This window comes from Bradyrhizobium sp. AT1, from assembly GCF_001590795.1.
GTDB lineage: Bacteria > Pseudomonadota > Alphaproteobacteria > Rhizobiales > Xanthobacteraceae > Bradyrhizobium.
This window is the reverse complement of sequence record NZ_JXDL01000001.1, coordinates 6363968-6382597: the sequence shown is the minus strand read 5'-3', so window position 1 is coordinate 6382597 and position 18630 is coordinate 6363968. Positions and strand designations below refer to the sequence as shown.

Here is an 18630-nt window from a genome sequence, read left to right as displayed (position 1 = left end):
GCGTTCCGTTCGTATTGGTTCTGCCGGCTTCGGCTTCAGTGCTTGTTCACCTCGGGCCCGCCGGCGGTCGCGACCGGCGCGCACCCGCTGCGGGCATCGAGCGCCGCGATCGCCTCATGGGCCTGATCGATCTTGGTGCTCAGCACGTTGGCGAGGCGTCCTAGATTGGCGGTGGAATCATGCGCCGCGGTGATGACCGTGTCGAAGGCGCCCGCCGTCTCGTGCACGATGCTGGAGAATTCGCCCTGGTAGCTGCGCAGACGCGCCAGCTCACGATGCATCCGGGTCACCCGCATGCTGGTGAAGGCCAGCGCGATCAGCAGCACGGCATCAACGAGATAGGATATCATCAACGAACTCCCGTTTCTGATCCACGGGATCGGCCACCTGCATGGCGTAATAGCCATCGAGCTGGCCGATCTGACACCAGAACAACACCTGATTGTTGCTTTCGAGGCGCGCCAGCGTGCGCGGCGTGGCCTCCAGCTCCAGCACCTGCCCCACCTTGAACTGCACGACGTCCTCGAGCGAGATCATCTTCTCGTCGAGCACCGCGCTCAGCGTCACCTCGGTCCGATGGACCTCGCTCTCCATCTGCTCGCGCCAGCGCGGATCGGTCGTGCGGCCGTCGCTGGCGGTGACGGTTGCAAGCTTCTGACGCAGCGGGTTGAGCGCGGAGTGCGGAATGATCAGGAACATCTGGCCGCCGCGGTAGAGCGCCTGCACCATCATGTTCGCGCAGATCGACATGTTGCTGGCGCGCCCGATCGCCAGCGAGGCCATCGCCGTCTCGACCCGCTCGACGCGGAAGGTGACGTTGGACGTTCCGGCGAAGGCGCCTTGCAGCGCTTTGGCGAAGCGCTCGAACAGCGCCTGGACCAGGCGGATCTCGATGTTCGAGAAGGTGCGCTCGACGTCGAGCGGCGGTTCGGCGCCGTCGGAGCCGAACATGGCCTCGACCATCGTGAACACGAAGTCGCGGTCCAGCATGATGATGACGCGCGAATCCCACTGCTCGGCATAGAGCACGGCCGCGACGGCGTTGCCCTCGTAATCCTTGATGATGTCGCCGAGGGGATCGTTGGTGATGCCGTTGACCGAGAAATAGCACGGCGTTCCCGCCATCGGCTGCAGGCTGTCGGTGCACGATGCCGCCATGCGATCGAAGATCACATTGAGCATCGGCATGCGTTCGATCGATATGCCGGCAGCGTCCAGCAGATAGTTCGGGAGCTGCTTCTTGTGATCGACGCTGACGTCGTCTCCCATCATCATGCGCGGGCCGCCTTCGGTTCAGCTTCGGACACGACGGCCTTGGGGCCTGCGATCGTCTCGTTCTCGACCACGTCGATCGAGGGCCGCTCGCTGCTCGCGATCATCTTGCGGCCGTGCTCGACGGCGATCTGCGGCATGGCGCCGTTCATGAAGGCCAGCAGCGTCTGCTTGACGATGATGTAGGGACGGCACTTCTTCTCGCGCGTCATCTTGATCTTGATCGCGAAGGGCGAAAGGACGCCGTAGGACAGGAAGATGCCGGCGAAGGTGCCGACCAGGGCCGCGCCGATGAAGCCGCCCAGCAGCTTCGGGGACTGGTCGAGCGCGCCCATCGCCTTGATGACGCCGAGCACGGCAGCGACGATGCCCAGCGCCGGCAGCGCCTCGGACACCGTCACCAGCGCATGATAGGGCGCCAGCTTGCCCTTCACGATGGTGTGGATCTCCTCGTCCATCAGCGCTTCGATCTCGTGCGTGCGCGCATTGCCCATGATGATGAGGCGGACGTAATCGCAGATGAACTGGAGCAGCGAGGGATCGCCAAGCACGCTCGGGAACGCCTTGAAGATCTCGGAGGACGCGGGGTCGTCGATATGCGCCTCGACCTCGTTGCGGCCCTTGCCCCTGAGCTCGCGCATCAGGGCATGGAGCGCCCCGAGCAGGTCGAGATAATAGCGCTCACTCGGCACCGCGCCGGTGATGGCCTGCATGCAGGCAACCCCGGTATCGACGACCGTCTTCCACGGATTGGCCACGATGAAGGTGCCGATCGCGGTCCCCATGATGATCACGAATTCCCAAGGCTGCATCAGCACGCCCAGGTGCCCGCCCATGGCGGCAAATCCACCGAGCAGCGCCGCTACCGTGATGAAAACCCCCACGAAACTGCCCAACGCGCCGCTCCATCGCCGATCCCATCGGGAATATCTAGTCGGCGAGCCTTGCGCGAAGCTGGTTTCCCCATCGCCAGCCCCACGCAAGCAATTGGCGGCAGCTTGGGACGGCGTCGCAACAGCGGCCAGAGGGGCGCGTGTCATGCTATCCACCATCGCGGACTACACCAGACTGACCAAGGACATGGGCAAGTCGCTGACCCAGGTCGCGACACAGCCGGATGTCAGCCGCGAGACCGATTACTTCCTGAGCCATATCGGCAACGTGAAGACGATCGACGACTTCCTGAAGGACTATCGTCTCTATTCCTACGCGATGAAGGCCTACGGCCTCAGCGACATGACCTACGCCAAGGCGTTCATGCGCAAGGTGTTGACCGAGGGTGTCGGGAACAAGAACACCTTCGCCAACAAGCTGACCGACACCCGCTACCGGGAATTCGCCACCGCCTTCAATTTCGCCGCTCTCGGCAGCAACGCGACCAAGACCGCCCAGGCTACGACCGGCACGGCGACCCATTACGTCACGCAGACGATGGAGCAGAAGGCCGGCGACCAGAACGAGGGTCTGCGGCTGGCGCTCTATTTCACCCGCAAAGCGTCCACGATCACGACCGCCTACCAGGTCCTCGCGGACAAGGCGCTGACGCAAGTGGTTCAGACCGCGCTCGGCCTGCCCTCGACGATCAGCGCGGCCAACATCGACGCCCAGGCCAAGATGATCACGAGCAGGATCAACCTCGCCGATTTCAAGGACCCAGCCAAGGTCACCAAATTCGTGCAGCGCTTTGCGGCGATGTGGGACGCGACCCAGGCCCAGAGCAACAACTCGACCAATTCCGCGCTGGTCCTGATTGGGGGCGCATCCTCGGCCAGCATGGATACCAACATGCTCACGACTCTTCAGAACATCAGGTTCAACAGGTAAGTCATGCAATCGGCCCTCTATGTGGGATTGTCGGCCCAGGTCGCCCTCGAAAAGCGCCTCCAGACGATCGCCAACAACGTCGCCAACGTCAACACGGCGGCGTTCCGCACCGACGTGGTGAAGTTCGAGACCGTGCTGTCCAAGGCGGGCCCGAACCCGGTCGCCTTCTCCTCGCCCGGCGACAACATCATCTCGCGCGAGCAAGGCAACATCACCGAGAGCGGCAACCCGCTCGACGTCGCCGTGGTCGGCCAGGGCTGGATCGCCTTCGCCGGCCCGAACGGCACGGTCTACACCCGTGACGGCCGGCTCCAGATCGCCCCCAACGGCGATCTTCAGACCGTGAGCGGCTTTCCGGTCGTCGATTCCGGGGGCGCGCAGATCACGCTCGACCCCAACGGCGGACCGATCTCGATCGCGCGCAGCGGCGCGATCACCCAGGACAACAACGAGATCGGCACCCTCGGCCTGTTCAACATCCCGGCCGATGCCAGTCTCGAGCGCTACGGCAATTCCGGCGTGACGCCGGACCGGCCCGCGACCGCCATCGCCGATTTCTCCCGCGACGGCTTCAAGCAGGGCTATGTCGAGGGCTCCGGCGCCAACCCGATGATGGAATTGACCAAGCTGATCGCGGCCTCACGCGCCTTCGACGGCACCAATTCGATGATCGAGGGCACCGAGAGCTCACTGCAGAATGCCATCCGGACGCTGGGCGAGCCTGGCAAATAGTCTGCGCCCCGCGCGCATTGAGATTGAGGTTGGACGGATACCTTGAACGCTCTTCGGCAACTCGAGTGGGCGCTGCTGGAGCTTCAGCAGAGCACTCCCCTGGCAAGCGTCAGCGGCGCGATCTCCGAGATCGCGCCGACGCATTTCCGTGTCTCCGGCCTGTCGCGCTTCGTCAGGCTCGGCGAGCTCATCGGCGTCAATTCGGCCGGCAAGCCCCAGATCGGCGAGGTGGTGCGGATCGACAGCGAGGGCATCGTGGCGAAGCCCTTCGACCGGCAATTTGCCGGCGGCCTCGGCTCGGTCGCCTACCGGATGCCGCCTCTGTCATTTGCGCCCGATCCGAGCTGGAAGGGCCGTGTCATCAACGCCCTCGGCGCGCCGCTGGATGGCCTCGGCCCCCTCACCCCGGGCCCCCAGGCGGTCTCGGCTGAGGCCGAGGCGCCGTCGGCCATGAAGCGCGCACGCGTGCACAAGCCGCTGCGCACCGGCGTGCGCGTCATCGATCTGTTCGCGCCGATCTGCGCCGGCCAGCGCGTCGGCATCTTTGCCGGCTCCGGCGTCGGCAAATCGACGCTGCTCGCGATGCTCGCGCGCAGCCAGGGTTTCGACACCGTCGTGCTGGCCCTGGTCGGCGAGCGCGGCCGCGAGGTGCGCGAGTTCATCGAGGATGTGCTGGGCAACGATCGCCAGCGCGCCGTCACCATCGTGTCGACGGGAGACGAAAGCCCGATGATGCGGCGGCTGGCGCCGAAGACGGCCATGGCGGTCGCCGAATATTTCCGCGACCGGGGCGAATCGGTGCTGCTGATGGTCGATTCGATCACCCGTTTCGCCCACGCCGCCCGCGAGGTCGCGCTCGCCGCCGGCGAGCCCGCGGTGGCGCGCGGCTACGCACCGACGGTGTTTACCGATCTGCCGCGCCTGTTGGAACGCGCCGGCCCCGGCGAGGAAGGTTCCGGCACCATCACCGGCATCTTCTCCGTGCTGGTCGACGGTGACGATCACAACGAGCCGATCGCCGACACCATCCGCAGCACGCTCGACGGGCATATCGTGCTGTCAAGGCACATCGCCGACCAGGCGCGCTATCCAGCCGTCGACGTTCTGGCCTCGGTCTCCCGCCTCGCTCACAACGTCTGGGACCCCGAAGAGCGCGAATTGGTGAGCAAGCTGCGCTCCATGATCGCAAAATACGAGGACACGCGCGACCTTCGCCTGATGGGCGGATATCAGTCGGGACGTGATTCGGGTCTCGACCAGGCGATCGACATGGTTCCGAGAATCTACGGCGCGATGCGACAGGATGCTTCCGCGCCCCCGAGCGCCGATCCGTTCCGCGAGCTCAGGGACATGCTCCGGGGCGACTAAGGCGCGATACGGCCACGACGAATCGCCATCGGGCCGGCTCTTTGAGCACGATCCCCGCGCCAATGCGTTCCGCGTTTGTCGCAAGGCAAAGCCGCTTTGCACTGGCCCGGATAATGCTCGACCAGATCGAAAGGCGGGAGCGCACGTGGCATGGGCCCGCCTTCCCGGTCAGCGGCTGAGCGGCTGATTCCGCGGTTGCGACGTCAACAACCGACGCGTGCAATTCCTGCGAGTTCCCTTATCGATTCTCCGATACCACGCACAAGTTGTGGATGACGTGTCGAGACTCGTCGTCGCGATGCACAAGCTTCGATCAGTTTGCGCCGAACACAGACAACAAGATGTCGCGCAATCAAAGCGTCGCAGAGTTGAGTGCATGATGCTTGCCGCACAACGTATTGCGTTCACTATCATGTGTCCCGAAGAACAAGATTGTCTTGAACGTTACATTCGCTTGCAACGACATCTGGGGCTCGCGCGGGTCTGTACTTGATTTTGTTGAGAAGCTCATTCATCGTTTCGGCGGAAGATAAGAAACGTCTGCGTGTGACTTGAACTCAGGGGCTTCGGTTGAGCTATTCCGATCCATCGTCTGCTGGCGAGGGCAACTCGGGCCCCCGCGCGACGACGACGCTGTTGGCATGCCAACGACGCAGTTTCTCACTCCGGAGCACGCGACGCCGAGCGATCGAGATCGGGCGCACTGCAATTCGTTCCTTCGAACGAGAGTTCGACGCGACGTGCTCGCCGGGCAGCTGCAACCGTTCGATGTCGTTCGAAGGATTCGCGGGACAGGGCGGGCAGCGGCTTCAGGACGCCGCAGACGAAGTTCCGGGGACGGGGTAGATTCATGCCATTGGCACGGGAAGCCGTCGAGCTGCTGGTTCAGGCGGCGAGGGCCTGGTATTTCGAAGGCAATCAGCACGGGTTGCGCGATCGGGAATGGATGGCGCTGCGCTTTCTCGGCCGCGCCAACAGGTTTTCGCGCACGCCGTCCGCGCTCGCCGGCTTCATCGGCGCGACCAGAGCCACTGCATCGCAGATCGTGAAGACGCTGGAGAGCAAATCGTTTCTGGTGCGCAAGCCGTCGCATGAGGACAAGCGTTCTGTCGTCCTGCACGTCACTGCGCAGGGCGAGAAGTGTCTCAATCAGCACGACCCGATCAATCACGTGGTGAATGCGGTCGCGGCGCTCGGCAACGACGAATGCGTCAGGTTGCGCGACTCGCTCCGCGAGGTGCTCAATCATCTCGACGCGGCCCATCAGCGGCTCGACGCCAGCATCTGCCGCGACTGCATGTTTCTCGCCGAGCGCAGCCCGGCCACCTCCAAGGGACGCGCGAGCGCCGAGTTCATGTGCCGGTTGTATCGCGCTCCGATCTCGCTCGAGGAGACGGAACTGCTGTGCACGAGCTTCGAGCGCACCCGCGACCGCCCCAAGATCGAAGAGCATCTCGACCGCGCGCGGATCGCAAGCCAGGGCTGACGCGGCCGGCGAGGCGTCTGAATTCGCTTATGGCGTTGCGGGACTGAGCCGGGATCGCGAAGGCGACACGGTCATGCGCGATGAGATGGGCCCCGGCCCTGCCGGCGCACCGCGGAGTGTTTGGCGCGCGCTCTCTCAACGTCATTGCGAGCAGCCCTTGCGACGAAGCAATCCGGAATCCCTCCACGGAGAGATTCTGGATTGCTTCGCTGCGCTCGCAATGACGGAGCAAGGGGCGACTGCTTGCTTTTCCAACCACGCATAAGGTCGCCCATCTCGGATGAGCCGGGATGGACGAGACTTGCGACAAAACCGAATTTCGTTAAAATGGAATCTTTTGCGCGGAAGGAGCGTCCAGCATCACCTAACGCGCGCAAAAAAACACCCGGCGGTTTCCCGCCGGGTGCTCGTCGAAATGCTTCGACTGATCTTACCAGTTGCGCTGGGCGCGGAGCAGCAGGGTGATGCTGTCCTGATCCTTCAGCTCGTACAGGGCGGCCGGCTTGGCCGTCGTGCCGGCACCGGCATAGCCAACCGTGCCCGAGTACTTCTGGTCGAGGCGGGTCCAGTTCAGGTCGCCCGAGAACGTCAGGTTCTTGACGGGGGTCCAGCGGGTGATCACGCCGATCTGGCCGACGGCGAAGTCAGGGTTACAACCCGTGACACCGGCGAGACCGCCGAACACGCCGCCTGCACCGCCAGCACCGCAGAGAGCGGTCTTGGCAGTCGAGCCGTACTGCGCCTGAGCGTAGGCACCATACAGCGCGGTGTTCCAGTAGGCATCCCAGTTGTGGGTGTAAGCACCGCGGAAGCCCCAGGTCTTGACGGTTTCCTGCTGGCCGCCCGTGACGAACACGGTGTCCGGAGCATAGGCAAAGCCGACGCTCTGGTAGGCATTGCTCGAGTTGCCGAACATCGAGTAGGAGCTGCCCGCCAGGTTCTGGAAGTTGTAGCGGGTCGCACCGTCGGTGTAGACGCCCTGGATGTTGATCACGTCACCCGCACCAGTCGGGATGTTCTTGATCGACAGAGCGAGCTGGACAGCCCAGCCCCACTTGTCGTCGGGGTGGCCGGTGGCTTCGGTGGCGCCGTAGTAGGCGACGTGGTTGTCGTGAGCGGCAACCGACGCCTGGAACATGCCCCAGGCCTGGTCGACGCGGACCATACCGACGAGGTTCGGCGAACGCGAGCCGCCGATGGCGTTGGAGCCGTAGGAGCCGCCGATCATGCCGCCGGCGGTCGCGCCGGTCAGGTTCACGTTGCCGGCCTGGTAATAGGCCGTCGCGTCTTCAGCCGAGAACGACGCCGTCACGCCCTGACCGAAGTCAGCGGTGTAGGTGAACTGGTTGACGCCGGTGACGGTGCCCGAACCACCGACGAGGCTGTCGATGTTGTTGCCGGGATAGTTGGTCCAGGGCGCGTCGAACTGCGACACGGCCTTACCCATGGTGAAGCCGGCGAACTGGATGAAGGCGTAGTACACGCCGAGCGAACCGCCCGAGGTGTTGCCGTCGGTGCCGTTGATCGACGAACCAACGAGCGCCGGGGTGGTGCCGGAGGTGTTGAGGCCGAGGTTGCCGGTATAGACCGTGCTGCCCGTGCCCGAGCCGGAGCCCTGGTAGCCGCCGGTGGTCCAGGTGAACACGCCGTCGAAGAAGGTACGGACGACGCCGTATTCGGTGGCGGTGCGCGTGTCGATGTTGAGATCCTGACGAGCGCGCATCTGATAGTAGTTGCTCAGACGGTTGTGCGCGCCGGCCGGGGAGCCGTTCGAGATACCGTAGTTGCTGTTGGTGTTGAACGCGACTTCAGCGCGCAGATAACCACCCAGCTTGATGCAGGTGTCGGTGCCCGGGATATAGTAGAAACCGGCGCCGTACAGCGAGCAGATCTTCACGTATTCGACCGCCTTGGCCTTCACGGGAAGATCGGCAGCAAACGCCCCGGAGGCGGCCATCAGGCCGGCAGCCGAGCCGAGCAAAAGCGTCTTCGTCAACTTCATTAGGTAAACCTCCAGGTCGATTCAGGGGGCTCGGCTTCCTCGGCGGACACCGCTTCACCCTCATAATTTCCGTTCAATTCAGATCCGCACCGAAGGTCCGGATTGAAACGACAGTGAGGTGCCCCCCCTCCGTCGTGCCTCACGTATAGTTTATAAAAACAACAGCCTCAATTTATTGATTTGGTGAATTGTAAGTTCGGCGGGAGATGTTGCCGCAAAGCAACATAGGCACCGGTGAGGCCAACTAACGTACTGAATAAAAAGTAAAAAGCCCTCAGGGGGCATCCCGAGGGCTTTCTTGGAGGTCTCACATCGCTGTCCGTCGACAGGGTCAAGAGCAGCAAAGATTGAGTGGGCCGAGACGTAATTGAGTTAATTGATTTTTGCAAGTATCAAATCTTTAGACCATTTCCACGATGACGCATACGAGGCCCCTGCACGGGCACGACATAGGAGACGTCCTCGCGATATCCCGATAGAACACTGATCCAAGAACAATAAAAAAAGGATCAACGCCAAACGGGAGGGGCAACGTGGCATGATCGAGAAAAAACTCGACAGGGCGATTACGGACTTCATCTGGAACGTCGTCGAAATTCACTCGCAGCTGGAGAACATCCACACCAGCTGGGCCGGACTGCTCGGCATCACCGAGCCGCAATGGCTGATCCTGATGGCGATCACCGAACTCGACGACGGGCGCGGCGTCGCCGGGATCGACATCGCAAACAAGCTGCGCGTTCACCCGGCCTTCGTGACCAACCAGACCAAGAGCCTCGAAAAGAGCGGCTTTCTATCGCGGCGGCCGGCAGCGGACGACGCACGCTTCGTCCTGATGTCACTGACGGCAAAGGCCACGACGGAAATCGAGAAGCTGTCGAAGAGGAAGCTCGCCTTGAACTCGACCATGTTCAACGAACTCGACGAGAAGTCTCTGGCTGAGTTGAACGCCGCGCTTGCGACGATTGCCAAGAACGCGCGGCTGGCTGCGCGGTTGCTGGCGATCGACGCATCGTGACCAGCCGTTGCGCGGCTGACGCGTCTAGAGACGGGTGACAGAATCCAGCTGGCCGCCGGCTCCCAGCTTGTTGTCGAGCCATTCGAGAATGAAATTGTCGACAGCGATGAAATTCTCGACCTCGCCTAGTGGATGGGGAATGCAGGTCGGCACAACAGTCGAGCAGTCAGCTCCGGCCTGCCGATAGCCGGCTTGCAGCGCGAGCGCGTCCTCTTCCCACACCATCGAGCGACTTCCGACGACCACGAGAAGCGGGCAAGGTATGCGGCGCGACGGCTGCAGCCAATCCGGCGGGGTCGCGGCCTGCGCGACGCCACGCCTCGCGCGCAGCCATGCCCGGCGCATGATCGGTGCCGCAATGCCGCCGTCGCACACGGCGGCAGCAATCCTGCGATCCGACATGGCAAGACGGGACGCATGACTGGCGCCCGCTCCTTCGCCATAGACCGCAATCCGCCGCGTATCGACGTCCGGGCGAGCCGCGAGATAGTCGAGCCAGCACGCAAGCATATGCTCGGCCTTGAATGGGCGACGGATGGACGCATTGCCCGCATGAACCAGCAGAAGCGACATGTTGCGGTGGCAGATGGCCGGCGACAATCTGCTCATCATCGCGCCCAGGGTGACCCCCTCGTCGGCGATGCAGATCACGGCGGGAGAACGCTCCTGACGGAATGCCGGCCGAAAGAGCCCCGTCAACGGCCCTTGATCAAGGCCGTCGATCTTCACATGCTGGATCGCCGGGCCGACCTCACTCTCCAAGCCCTTCAGGCCGATATCGAGCCTGTCTGAGAGGTCAGCATCCGCGAGATCTCCCGGAGAAGACAAACTTCGGGCGACTTCGAGCGCCGTCAGCGAACACAGCCACGCGTCCAGGGCAATCGGGGCGGACTCGTCCCTGTGCGCAGATTCGGCGGAGATCCGGTAATCGTCTGCAACCCTCAACCAGTCCGAAACCCACAGATGCCTGGACCTCTCTCGCACCAGATCCGCGACGGACAGGCTATCGAAAAATTCGGACGCGCGGTGGCGCAAGCGTGCCAGATTTGCACCCGCGCCGTCGCACGAGCCATGAGGCCAATGATTACCTTCCATGTCAGTCCCCCGACGGCGCAGTCAGCGAATACCAAGACTTGAATTATCAGGGCTTGGATTCCCCAGACTTGCCGGCTGCACTTTCAGCAGAGCGCTAGACGAAACTGCGGTCGTCAACGAGCCGGTCCGGATACGAAATCCAATCCGGCTCACCTCATTCGTCACGCTGCAGCTCCGTTGCTGATCGTTGGTTAGGGCCCCACGCCATTCTGCCATTTTTGCGGCTCCGAGTTGTAGATTTTGTTGCAGCCGACAGAGGAAAACTTGGACCGCGTTAGATGACCAAGGAGGCACAAACGTTTCAGCATCCTCATGAATTTTCATGACGGCTGTATCCCTGCGGTCAATCACGATCTCGCGAGAACCCGGCCGTTGTCCCCTCATCGGTGACGACTGTCGTCGGTCACACCAGTTGAGCTGGGCGCCGCGCAACAAATGCGATCTTCTAGAATTTCTGCCGAAACGAATCGTCTCGCAGAGCATGCGCCGCTCATCCCACTATGGATGACGGTATTTCCTGCACCGGCGGTGCTCGTTCCGACGCGAAGCGGGGAGATCGGCACCCCCTTGTATGCATTATCCCAGTTGCCATCCCCGCGAACTTCGCTTTACATGCCGGCAACTCGCCCGCGGATGACGGCCGGGGCTCAAAATCACAAACATGGTCAGAGGGACGGAATATGGCGCGCAACATATTGATTCTCGGGGCTTCTTACGGCTCGTTGCTGGGCACGAAGCTGCTGATGGCCGGGCATAATGTGACCCTGGTCTGCCGCGCCAAGACCGCGGAGCTGATCAACCGCGAAGGTACCGAGGTGCGCATCAAGCTGCGCGACGAGGCGGCGCACCGGGCGATCTTCTCGCGCGACCTGCCCGGCAAGCTCGACGCCGTGACGCCGCAGAATGTCGACCTTTCCCGCTACGATCTGGTCGGCCTCGCGATGCAGGAGCCGCAATACACCAACCACACCGTCCGCATGCTCATGGTCAAGATCGCCGCGGCGAAGCTGCCGTGCCTGTCGATCATGAACATGCCGCCCCTGCCCTATCTGAAGCGGATCCCGGCGCTCGCCGATATGGACCTCGAAGAGGCCTACACCAATGCGCAGGTGTGGGAGCGGTTCGAGCCGGGCCTCGTGACGCTGTGCTCGCCCGACCCGCAGGCGTTTCGTCCGCCGGAAGAAGCCGCGAACGTGCTGCATGTCGGCCTGCCCACCAATTTCAAGGCATCGGTATTCGCCGATGAGAAGCACAACAAGGTGCTGCGCGAGCTGGAGGCCGACATCGACGCGGTGACGCTCGACGGCCATGACGTGCCGGTGAAGCTGAAAGTATTCGACTCGCTGTTCGTGCCGCTGGCGAAATGGTCGATGCTGCTGACCGGCAATTACCGCTGCATCACGCCGAACGAGCCGCAGTCGATCCGCGACGCCGTGCACGGCGACCTCAAGCGCTCGCAGACGATCTACGACCATGTCGATGCGATCGCCCGCAAGCTTGGCGCCGATCCGCAGGACCAGGTGCCGTTCGCGAAATACGCCAAGGCCGCCGAAAGCCTGCTCAAGCCGTCATCGGCTGCACGCGCGGTAGCAAGCGGCGCGCCCTTCATCGAGCGCGTCGACCTCCTCGTGAAGCTGATCTCGCATCAGCTCGGCGCGCCCAATCCCGAGATCGACCGCACGGTCGACACCGTGGATCAGAAGCTGAACGAGAAGATCGTGCAGGGCGGATCCGGCGCGCAATAGCGCGCCGCATTCAGCGACGTCGGCGACGTTGCGGCCGAGCGTCGAGCGGGGTGATTGACGCGGCGCCAGCCGTGCCTCGATTTGCGAAAACATTGCATCCGTGCGAGGTCTGGCCTTAAGTAACGGAAGTTGCCGAACTGCCTCGAGCAGCTATTTTCGGATGCCGGTTCCGGGCAGCAGGTTCCTGTCTGCTCGCGCCAGCCGGATGACGGGCGAAAGAACAAGTCAGCGAAGATGGATCAGTTGACGTTGCAGGTCGCTCGCGCGGTGGAGGCCGGCGCGACGACCATGAAAGGCGTCATCGACGCAACCGGATTGTCCCGGCTCAAAGTCGAGCGCGCGCTGAACACGCTGGAGAAGCAGAAGCTGCTCGCCCGCGACGGCCAGGGCTTTCGTGCCATCGGCCTGCCGAAAGCAGCGCCGCTGCCTCGGGAATGCGGATCGTGCAACGCCTGCTGCGACGTTCTCGAGGTGGCCGCCGTCGACAAGCCGGTGAACCAGCTCTGCAAGCACTGGCAGACCGGCACCGGCTGCACCATCTACGATCGCCGCCCCCAGATGTGCCGCGCCTTCGTCTGCGCCTGGCTGCAGGGACATCTCGACGACGACTGGTTCCCGGCGAAGTCCGGCATCATCGTGCATTTCAGCCAGGATGCCGTGAACGTCACGGTCGACGACCATTGCCCCGATCGCTGGCGCGAGGAGCCTTACTTCAGCAAGCTCGCCGAATGGTCGCTGAACGGGATCAGGCGGATCGGCAACCGCGGCTATGCCACCCTCGTCGTCTCCGGCGCCGATCGCTTCCTGCTGCTCGGACGCACCGTCGTTCCCGAGCCGACGCTGTTCGGCACGGCCTTCGTGCCGCTGACGGCCGACACGTTCCGATTCTGGCGGGCAACGTCGCCGGAGCATTTGCAGCGCTTGCACGAGCGGATCGCGGAGATGGAGCGGATCAGGCAGGAATTCGGCTCCTGCGTCATCCCCGAGAACGAGGACGACGATCCGCAGGCCCCCTATCGTCCCGCACTTCTACGGCAATCGAACCACGCCTGAACACCGCCGTGGGCAACGCGGTACGATTCGCACCGTGCCGCTCGACGCGCCGCGACGGGATTGATAAGCCCCTGTCCGCGAATGACGGGGACTTGAGTCGGGCATGACGGTTGCGATCGAGATGGGGCAGACCACGGCGGGCGCCCCGGCCGCCATGGACCTCGAGGAACTGCTGGCAACGCGCCTCCTGGTGCAGGGCAATTCGGGCTCCGGCAAGTCGCATCTGCTCAGGCGTCTCCTGGAACAGAGCGCGCCCTGGGTGCAGCAGGCCATCATCGACCCCGAGGGCGATTTCGTCACCCTGGCCGAGCACTTCGGCCATCTCGTGATCGAGGCCGAGGATCACACCGAGCGCGGCCTTCAGGTCGCCGGCGAGCGCGCGCGGCTGCATCGTGTCTCCACCGTGCTCAATCTCGAAGGCTTAGATGCCGAGAACCAGATGCGCCGTGCGGCCGCGTTTCTCGGCGGCATGTTCGACGTCGACCGCGACCATTGGTACCCGATGCTGGTGGTCGTCGACGAGGCGCAGCTGTTCGCGCCGGCGGTGGCCGGCGAAGTCTCGGACGAAGCGCGAAAGCTCTCGCTCGGCGCGATGACCAATTTGATGTGCCGCGGCCGCAAGCGCGGGCTCGCCGGCATCATCGCGACGCAACGTTTGGCCAAGCTCGCCAAGAACGTCGCGGCGGAGGCTTCCAACTTCCTGATGGGCCGCACCTTCCTCGACATCGACATGGCGCGCGCCGCCGATCTGCTCGGCATGGAGCGGCGGCAGGCCGAAGCCTTTCGCGACCTCGAGCGCGGACAATTCATGGCGCTGGGCCCTGCGCTGTCGCGCCGCCCGCTGCGTTTGAACATCGGCCCGACCGCGACCAGCCCACGCAATTCCACGCCGCGGCTGATGCCGCTGCCGGAAGCGGCGACGGAAGATATGCGCGCCATGATCCTGGCCGCGCCGCCGCCCGATGCCAGCCGGCCACAGCGACGGCCCGCTCCGGATCTGCTCGAGCAGCTCCGCGCCGCAAAAGCGGCCGCGCCGGTGATCCAGCCGGAGATGGACGAGGTGCCGGTCAGCGCCGAGGAGCTCGCCGAGCGGCGCGAACGCGTCGATCGCACGCTGCGGGCCGTGCTCGCCGAGCCCGACGCCGGCTTCCGCGCCGTCGGCGTGCTCTATCAGGAGTTCGTGGTCCGCTGCCGCATCGAGGGACTGGGCTCGGCCGTGCCTGACCTCACCGAATTCCGCCGCATGCTGACGCGCGCACGCGCGGGGCTCGGCGCCGAGCATGCCGAAGATGACGCCTGGCAGGACGTGTCGCTGCGCGCCTCCATATTGCCCGACGACATGCAGGGCGTGTTCATGATGATCGCGCGCGCTGCGAAGGAAGGCTGGCCGTGTCCCGGCGACGCTGCGATCGCGCGGGCCTACGGCTCGCATTCGCTGCGCCGGGCGCAGCGGCTGCTCGGCTACATGGAGGAGCAGGGGCTGATCGTGGTCCAGCTCGACGGCGCCGGCCGCCGGATCGTGACACTGGTGGAGCTGGCCTGGGCCACGGCCCCCGGCGATCCCAATGGCGATGACCTGCCGGCGGAGCAGGTCGCGCGCGCGGCGTCGGCCTGAATCGTCAGGCCGCCTCGGGGCCGCCGAGATAGGCGTCGCGGATGCGGGGGTCGTCCTTCAGCGCACGCGCCGGGCCTGACAGCACGATCTTGCCGGTCTGCAGCACATAGGCTTCATGCGCGATCTCCAGCGCGAGGCTGGCATTCTGCTCGACCATGAACACGGAAACGCCCTCCTGGTTGATGGTGCGGATCAGCTCGAGCACGCGGTCGACATAGAGCGGCGACAGCCCCATGGTCGGCTCGTCCATCACGATCATCCGCGGACGGCTCATCAGTGCGCGCGCCATCGCGACCATCTGCTGCTCGCCGCCGGAGAGCGAGCCGGCACGCTGCGACAGGCGCTGGCCGAGCTTCGGGAACAACGTCAGCATCTTGTCGAGATCCTGCGCCACAGCATCCCGGTCGTTGCGCACGAAGGCGCCCATCAGGATGTTCTCGCGCACGCTCATGTCCGCGAACAGCCGTCGCGCCTCCGGCACCGAAGCGATGCCGCGGCGGACGATCTGTGGCGTGGTCAGGCCGATGAGCGAGGCACCATCGAAGGTCACGTCGCCCGAGCGCGGCTTCACGAGTCCCAAAATGATCTTCATCGTCGTGGACTTGCCGCTGGCATTGCCGCCGAGCAGGCAGACGATGTGGCCGCGCGCAACCGTGATCGAGAGATCGAAATGCACCTGGGCCTGGCCGTAGAACGTATTGACGTTCGACAGCGCCAGCAGCGGTTCGGGAGCGCCCGTCGTCATGCCGCGCTCTCCTGCTCCGACGATCCAGACAGCCCATGGCCGAGATAGGCCTCGATCACCTTGGGATCGCTACGCACCTGTTCCCCCGAACCTTCCGCGATCTTCTTGCCCTCGTCCATGACAATGACGCGGTCGGAGAGGCGCATCACCATCTCCAGCTTGTGCTCGATCAGGAGGATGGTCAGGCCTTCCGCTTTCAATTCAGCGACGAGCGCCTGCATCTCCGCCGTCTCGGTCGGGTTCATGCCCGCGGTCGGCTCGTCGAGCAACAGCAGGCGCGGCTTCAGTGCCAGCGCACGTGCGATCTCGACGCGGCGGCGGTTGGCATAGGACAGGCTGTAGGCGGGCTGGTCGATGCGCGGCAGCAGCCGCTCGCCGAAACGCGCGAGGATGATTTTCACCTCCTCGCGCAGCCGCTCTTCCTCGGCCTTGACGCTGGCGGGGCGCAGCAGGGCAAGGCCGAGCTCCAGCAGCGGGCCGATCACCGGCACGGCCGGCTTGACGGCGCGCAACCGCGTGTGCGCGCCGATCAGGACGTTGTCCATGACGCTGAGATTGCCGAAGACGCGGCCGAGCTGGAACGTACGCGCGATACCTTCGGCCGCGAGTCGCTCCGGCGACAGGCCCGTGATGTCCTGTCCTTCGAAATGGACAGTGCCGGCATCGGGCCGGTCGAGGCCGGTCACGAGATTGAATAGCGTGGTCTTGCCGGCGCCGTTGGGGCCGATGATGCTGACGAGTTCGCCCTTGGCGAGATCGAGATCGATGGCGTTGACGGCGGTGAGACCACCGAAGCGGCGCGTCAGCCCGCGCAGGGACAGCATGGAATTGAGCTGCTCCGCCATCACATCGTCCCCAACAGGCCCTGCGGCCTGAACCGCACCAGCAGCAGGAGTACGATGCCGTAGATCAGGATGCGATACTCCGCCGCGATCCGGAACACCTCCGGCAGGCCGACCAGCGCCACCGCGCCCAAAATCGCGCCGACGACATTGCCGAGGCCGCCGAGGATGACGACCGTCAGCGCCAGGATCGATTGCTGCGTGTTGAAGGTCTCGTGGTTGATGTAGGAGTAGAGATGCGCGGCGATGCCGCCGCTGATTCCGGCGGCAAACCCGCCGAAGATGAAGGCCAGCGACTTGTAGCGGTTCAGGCTGAGGCCATAGGCACGCGCGGCGACGTCGTCGTCGCGGATGGCGCGGAAGCTGCGGCCGAGATGCGAAGTCAGCAAGCGGCCCTGCAGCAGTGCCAGCACCACCATCACCGCGAAGCTGAACCAGTAGATCGAGGTCGGGCTGATCAGATCGGTGCCGAACAGCGACAGCGGCGGGATGCCGGAGATACCGATCGGCCCACGCGTCACGCTCTCCCAGTTCAGGATCACCAGCGACACGATCTCGCCGATCGCGAGCGTCGCGATCGAGACATAATGCCCGCGCAGGCGGAACGAGGGCGAGATCAGCAGCGTGCCGAGCGCAGCACACATCAGGCCACCGCCGATGATGGCGAGGCCGACCGGGACGTTGAAGGTCAATGACAACAGCGCGGATGTATAGGCGCCGATCGCGAGCAGCGCGGCGTGACCGAGCGAGACCTGGCCGATCGTGCCCGCGACCAGCGTCAGGCTCAGCGCCAGCATGCCGAGCAGCCAGGCATTGATCAGGGTCTGCAGCACGTAGAACGACACCGGGAACAACGGCAGGACCGCAAAGCCGGCAGCGGCGACCGCCAGGGCCCAGCGCGGAATGCGCACCGGCCGGCTCGGCGCAATGAAGGTGCCGGTGAGCGGCTCGGGCGGCGCCTGCCGCGCGCTGGCGAACAGGCCGTTCGGCCGCAGCACGAGCACCACGACGAGCAGCAGGAACGCGAACAGATTGCGGTAGCTGGTGCCGAACACGGCGACGCCGTAGCTCTCGACGAGGCCGAGCAGCAGGCTGCCGATCACCGCGCCCGGCACGTTGCCGGCGCCACCGACCACTTCCGCGACGACGCCCTTGAGCGTCGCCTGCAGGCTCATCGCGGTATCGATCTGATTGTAGTACATGCCGACCAGCATGCCGGAGACGCCGCCGAGCGCGGCGGCAATGCCGAACACGGCCTGATTGACGCGGTTGACGTCGACGCCCATCTGCATCGCGGCGTCGCGATCCTGCGAGGCCGCGCGCACCGCCCAGCCGAGCTTGGAGTAACGCAGGAACACGAACAGCAGCAGAGCGCTGGTGAGGCCGACACCCGCGATGAGCAGATCAAGAGGCCCGATCGTGCCGCCGCCGACCTGGAAGCGCACGTCCGGCAACTGGCTCGGCAGCGCGCGCGGATTGGGCGAGAAGGTCAGCATCACCAGCTGGTCGAGCACGAAGCTGATGCCGATGGTCGCGAGCAGCGGCGCGATGCGCACCGAGTTCTGCAGCGGTCGCAGGCCGAACCGTTCGATGATGAGCCCGACGATCGCCGCCGCTACGGCGACCACGATGATGGTGAGCGGCAGCGGCGTATGCAGCTGCACCACCGCAACCCAGCCGATATAGGCGCCGACGAGATAGATCGATCCTTGCGCGAAGTTGATCAGCCGGCTGACGCCGAAGATCAACGCAAGCCCGACCGCAACGAGCGCGTAGACATTGCCGACGATCAGCCCGTTGATGGTGTAGTCGAGCCAGGAAGACACGCAGGGT

Annotated in this window: 16 protein-coding genes; 8 read left to right on the top strand and 8 right to left on the bottom strand. The window is 64.4% G+C overall.

What is annotated here, in order from left to right:
• Positions 1 to 35 precede the first annotated feature (35 nt).
• The 3 genes from SE92_RS29590 to motA are packed head-to-tail and all read right to left on the bottom strand — an operon-like array spanning position 36 to position 2168.
• Positions 36 to 350 (bottom strand): hypothetical protein, encoded by a 315-nt coding sequence (locus SE92_RS29590; RefSeq protein WP_063201462.1) that lies wholly within the window; start codon positions 348 to 350, stop codon positions 36 to 38.
• A complete protein-coding gene (locus SE92_RS29585) occupies positions 331 to 1272 on the bottom strand; it encodes a flagellar motor switch protein FliM (RefSeq protein WP_063203835.1) in 942 nt (313 codons plus the stop codon). The genes SE92_RS29590 and SE92_RS29585 overlap by 20 nt, the downstream gene beginning before the upstream one ends.
• Positions 1272 to 2168: a flagellar motor stator protein MotA gene (motA, locus tag SE92_RS29580; RefSeq protein WP_063201459.1), complete on the bottom strand. Its 897-nt coding sequence runs from the start codon at positions 2166 to 2168 to the stop codon at positions 1272 to 1274. Before motA ends, SE92_RS29585 begins: the two co-directional genes overlap by 1 nt.
• Positions 2169 to 2310: 142 nt before the next feature.
• Between motA and SE92_RS29575 the strand changes: the two genes are divergently transcribed.
• From SE92_RS29575 to SE92_RS29560, 4 genes are all read left to right on the top strand, one after another.
• Entirely contained in the window at positions 2311 to 3096 is a 786-nt protein-coding gene (locus tag SE92_RS29575; protein WP_063201458.1) for a DUF1217 domain-containing protein, read from the top strand.
• A 3-nt stretch (positions 3097 to 3099) separates the two neighbouring features.
• Positions 3100 to 3828: a flagellar basal-body rod protein FlgF gene (gene flgF, locus SE92_RS29570; RefSeq protein WP_063201455.1), complete on the top strand. Its 729-nt coding sequence runs from the start codon at positions 3100 to 3102 to the stop codon at positions 3826 to 3828.
• Positions 3829 to 3870: 42 nt separating this feature from the next.
• Positions 3871 to 5196 (top strand): flagellar protein export ATPase FliI, encoded by a 1326-nt coding sequence (gene fliI / locus SE92_RS29565; protein ID WP_063201452.1) that lies wholly within the window; start codon positions 3871 to 3873, stop codon positions 5194 to 5196.
• Between the two features lie 850 nt (positions 5197 to 6046).
• Complete coding sequence (locus SE92_RS29560; RefSeq protein ID WP_063201449.1) at positions 6047 to 6682, top strand: MarR family winged helix-turn-helix transcriptional regulator; 636 nt, start codon at positions 6047 to 6049, stop codon at positions 6680 to 6682.
• 430 nt (positions 6683 to 7112) lie between these two features.
• Here SE92_RS29560 and SE92_RS29555 read toward each other — a convergent pair whose 3' ends face one another.
• On the bottom strand, positions 7113 to 8684 hold the full coding sequence (locus SE92_RS29555; RefSeq protein WP_063201448.1) for a porin: 1572 nt from the start codon (positions 8682 to 8684) through the stop codon (positions 7113 to 7115).
• 538 nt (positions 8685 to 9222) lie between these two features.
• Between SE92_RS29555 and SE92_RS29550 the strand changes: the two genes are divergently transcribed.
• On the top strand, positions 9223 to 9702 hold the full coding sequence (locus SE92_RS29550; protein ID WP_063201445.1) for a MarR family winged helix-turn-helix transcriptional regulator: 480 nt from the start codon (positions 9223 to 9225) through the stop codon (positions 9700 to 9702).
• 24 nt (positions 9703 to 9726) lie between these two features.
• Here SE92_RS29550 and SE92_RS29545 read toward each other — a convergent pair whose 3' ends face one another.
• Entirely contained in the window at positions 9727 to 10797 is a 1071-nt protein-coding gene (locus tag SE92_RS29545; RefSeq protein WP_063201442.1) for an alpha/beta hydrolase family protein, read from the bottom strand.
• Between the two features lie 680 nt (positions 10798 to 11477).
• Here SE92_RS29545 and SE92_RS29540 point away from each other — a divergent pair.
• The 3 genes from SE92_RS29540 (at position 11478) to SE92_RS29530 (ending at position 15210) form a co-directional block, all read left to right on the top strand.
• A complete protein-coding gene (locus SE92_RS29540) occupies positions 11478 to 12542 on the top strand; it encodes a ketopantoate reductase family protein (RefSeq protein ID WP_063201439.1) in 1065 nt (354 codons plus the stop codon).
• 234 nt (positions 12543 to 12776) lie between these two features.
• A complete protein-coding gene (locus SE92_RS29535; RefSeq protein WP_063203834.1) occupies positions 12777 to 13595 on the top strand; it encodes a YkgJ family cysteine cluster protein in 819 nt (272 codons plus the stop codon).
• A 103-nt stretch (positions 13596 to 13698) separates the two neighbouring features.
• Complete coding sequence (locus SE92_RS29530; RefSeq protein WP_063201437.1) at positions 13699 to 15210, top strand: helicase HerA domain-containing protein; 1512 nt, start codon at positions 13699 to 13701, stop codon at positions 15208 to 15210.
• Positions 15211 to 15214: 4 nt separating this feature from the next.
• Here the strand turns inward: SE92_RS29530 and SE92_RS29525 are convergent, their stop codons facing one another.
• The 3 genes from SE92_RS29525 to SE92_RS29515 are packed head-to-tail and all read right to left on the bottom strand — an operon-like array spanning position 15215 to position 18623.
• On the bottom strand, positions 15215 to 15955 hold the full coding sequence (locus tag SE92_RS29525; RefSeq protein ID WP_063201434.1) for an ABC transporter ATP-binding protein: 741 nt from the start codon (positions 15953 to 15955) through the stop codon (positions 15215 to 15217).
• Complete coding sequence (locus SE92_RS29520) at positions 15952 to 16800, bottom strand: ABC transporter ATP-binding protein (protein ID WP_063201432.1); 849 nt, start codon at positions 16798 to 16800, stop codon at positions 15952 to 15954. Before SE92_RS29520 ends, SE92_RS29525 begins: the two co-directional genes overlap by 4 nt.
• Complete coding sequence (locus SE92_RS29515) at positions 16800 to 18623, bottom strand: ABC transporter permease (RefSeq protein ID WP_063201429.1); 1824 nt, start codon at positions 18621 to 18623, stop codon at positions 16800 to 16802. Before SE92_RS29515 ends, SE92_RS29520 begins: the two co-directional genes overlap by 1 nt.
• Positions 18624 to 18630 lie beyond the last annotated feature (7 nt).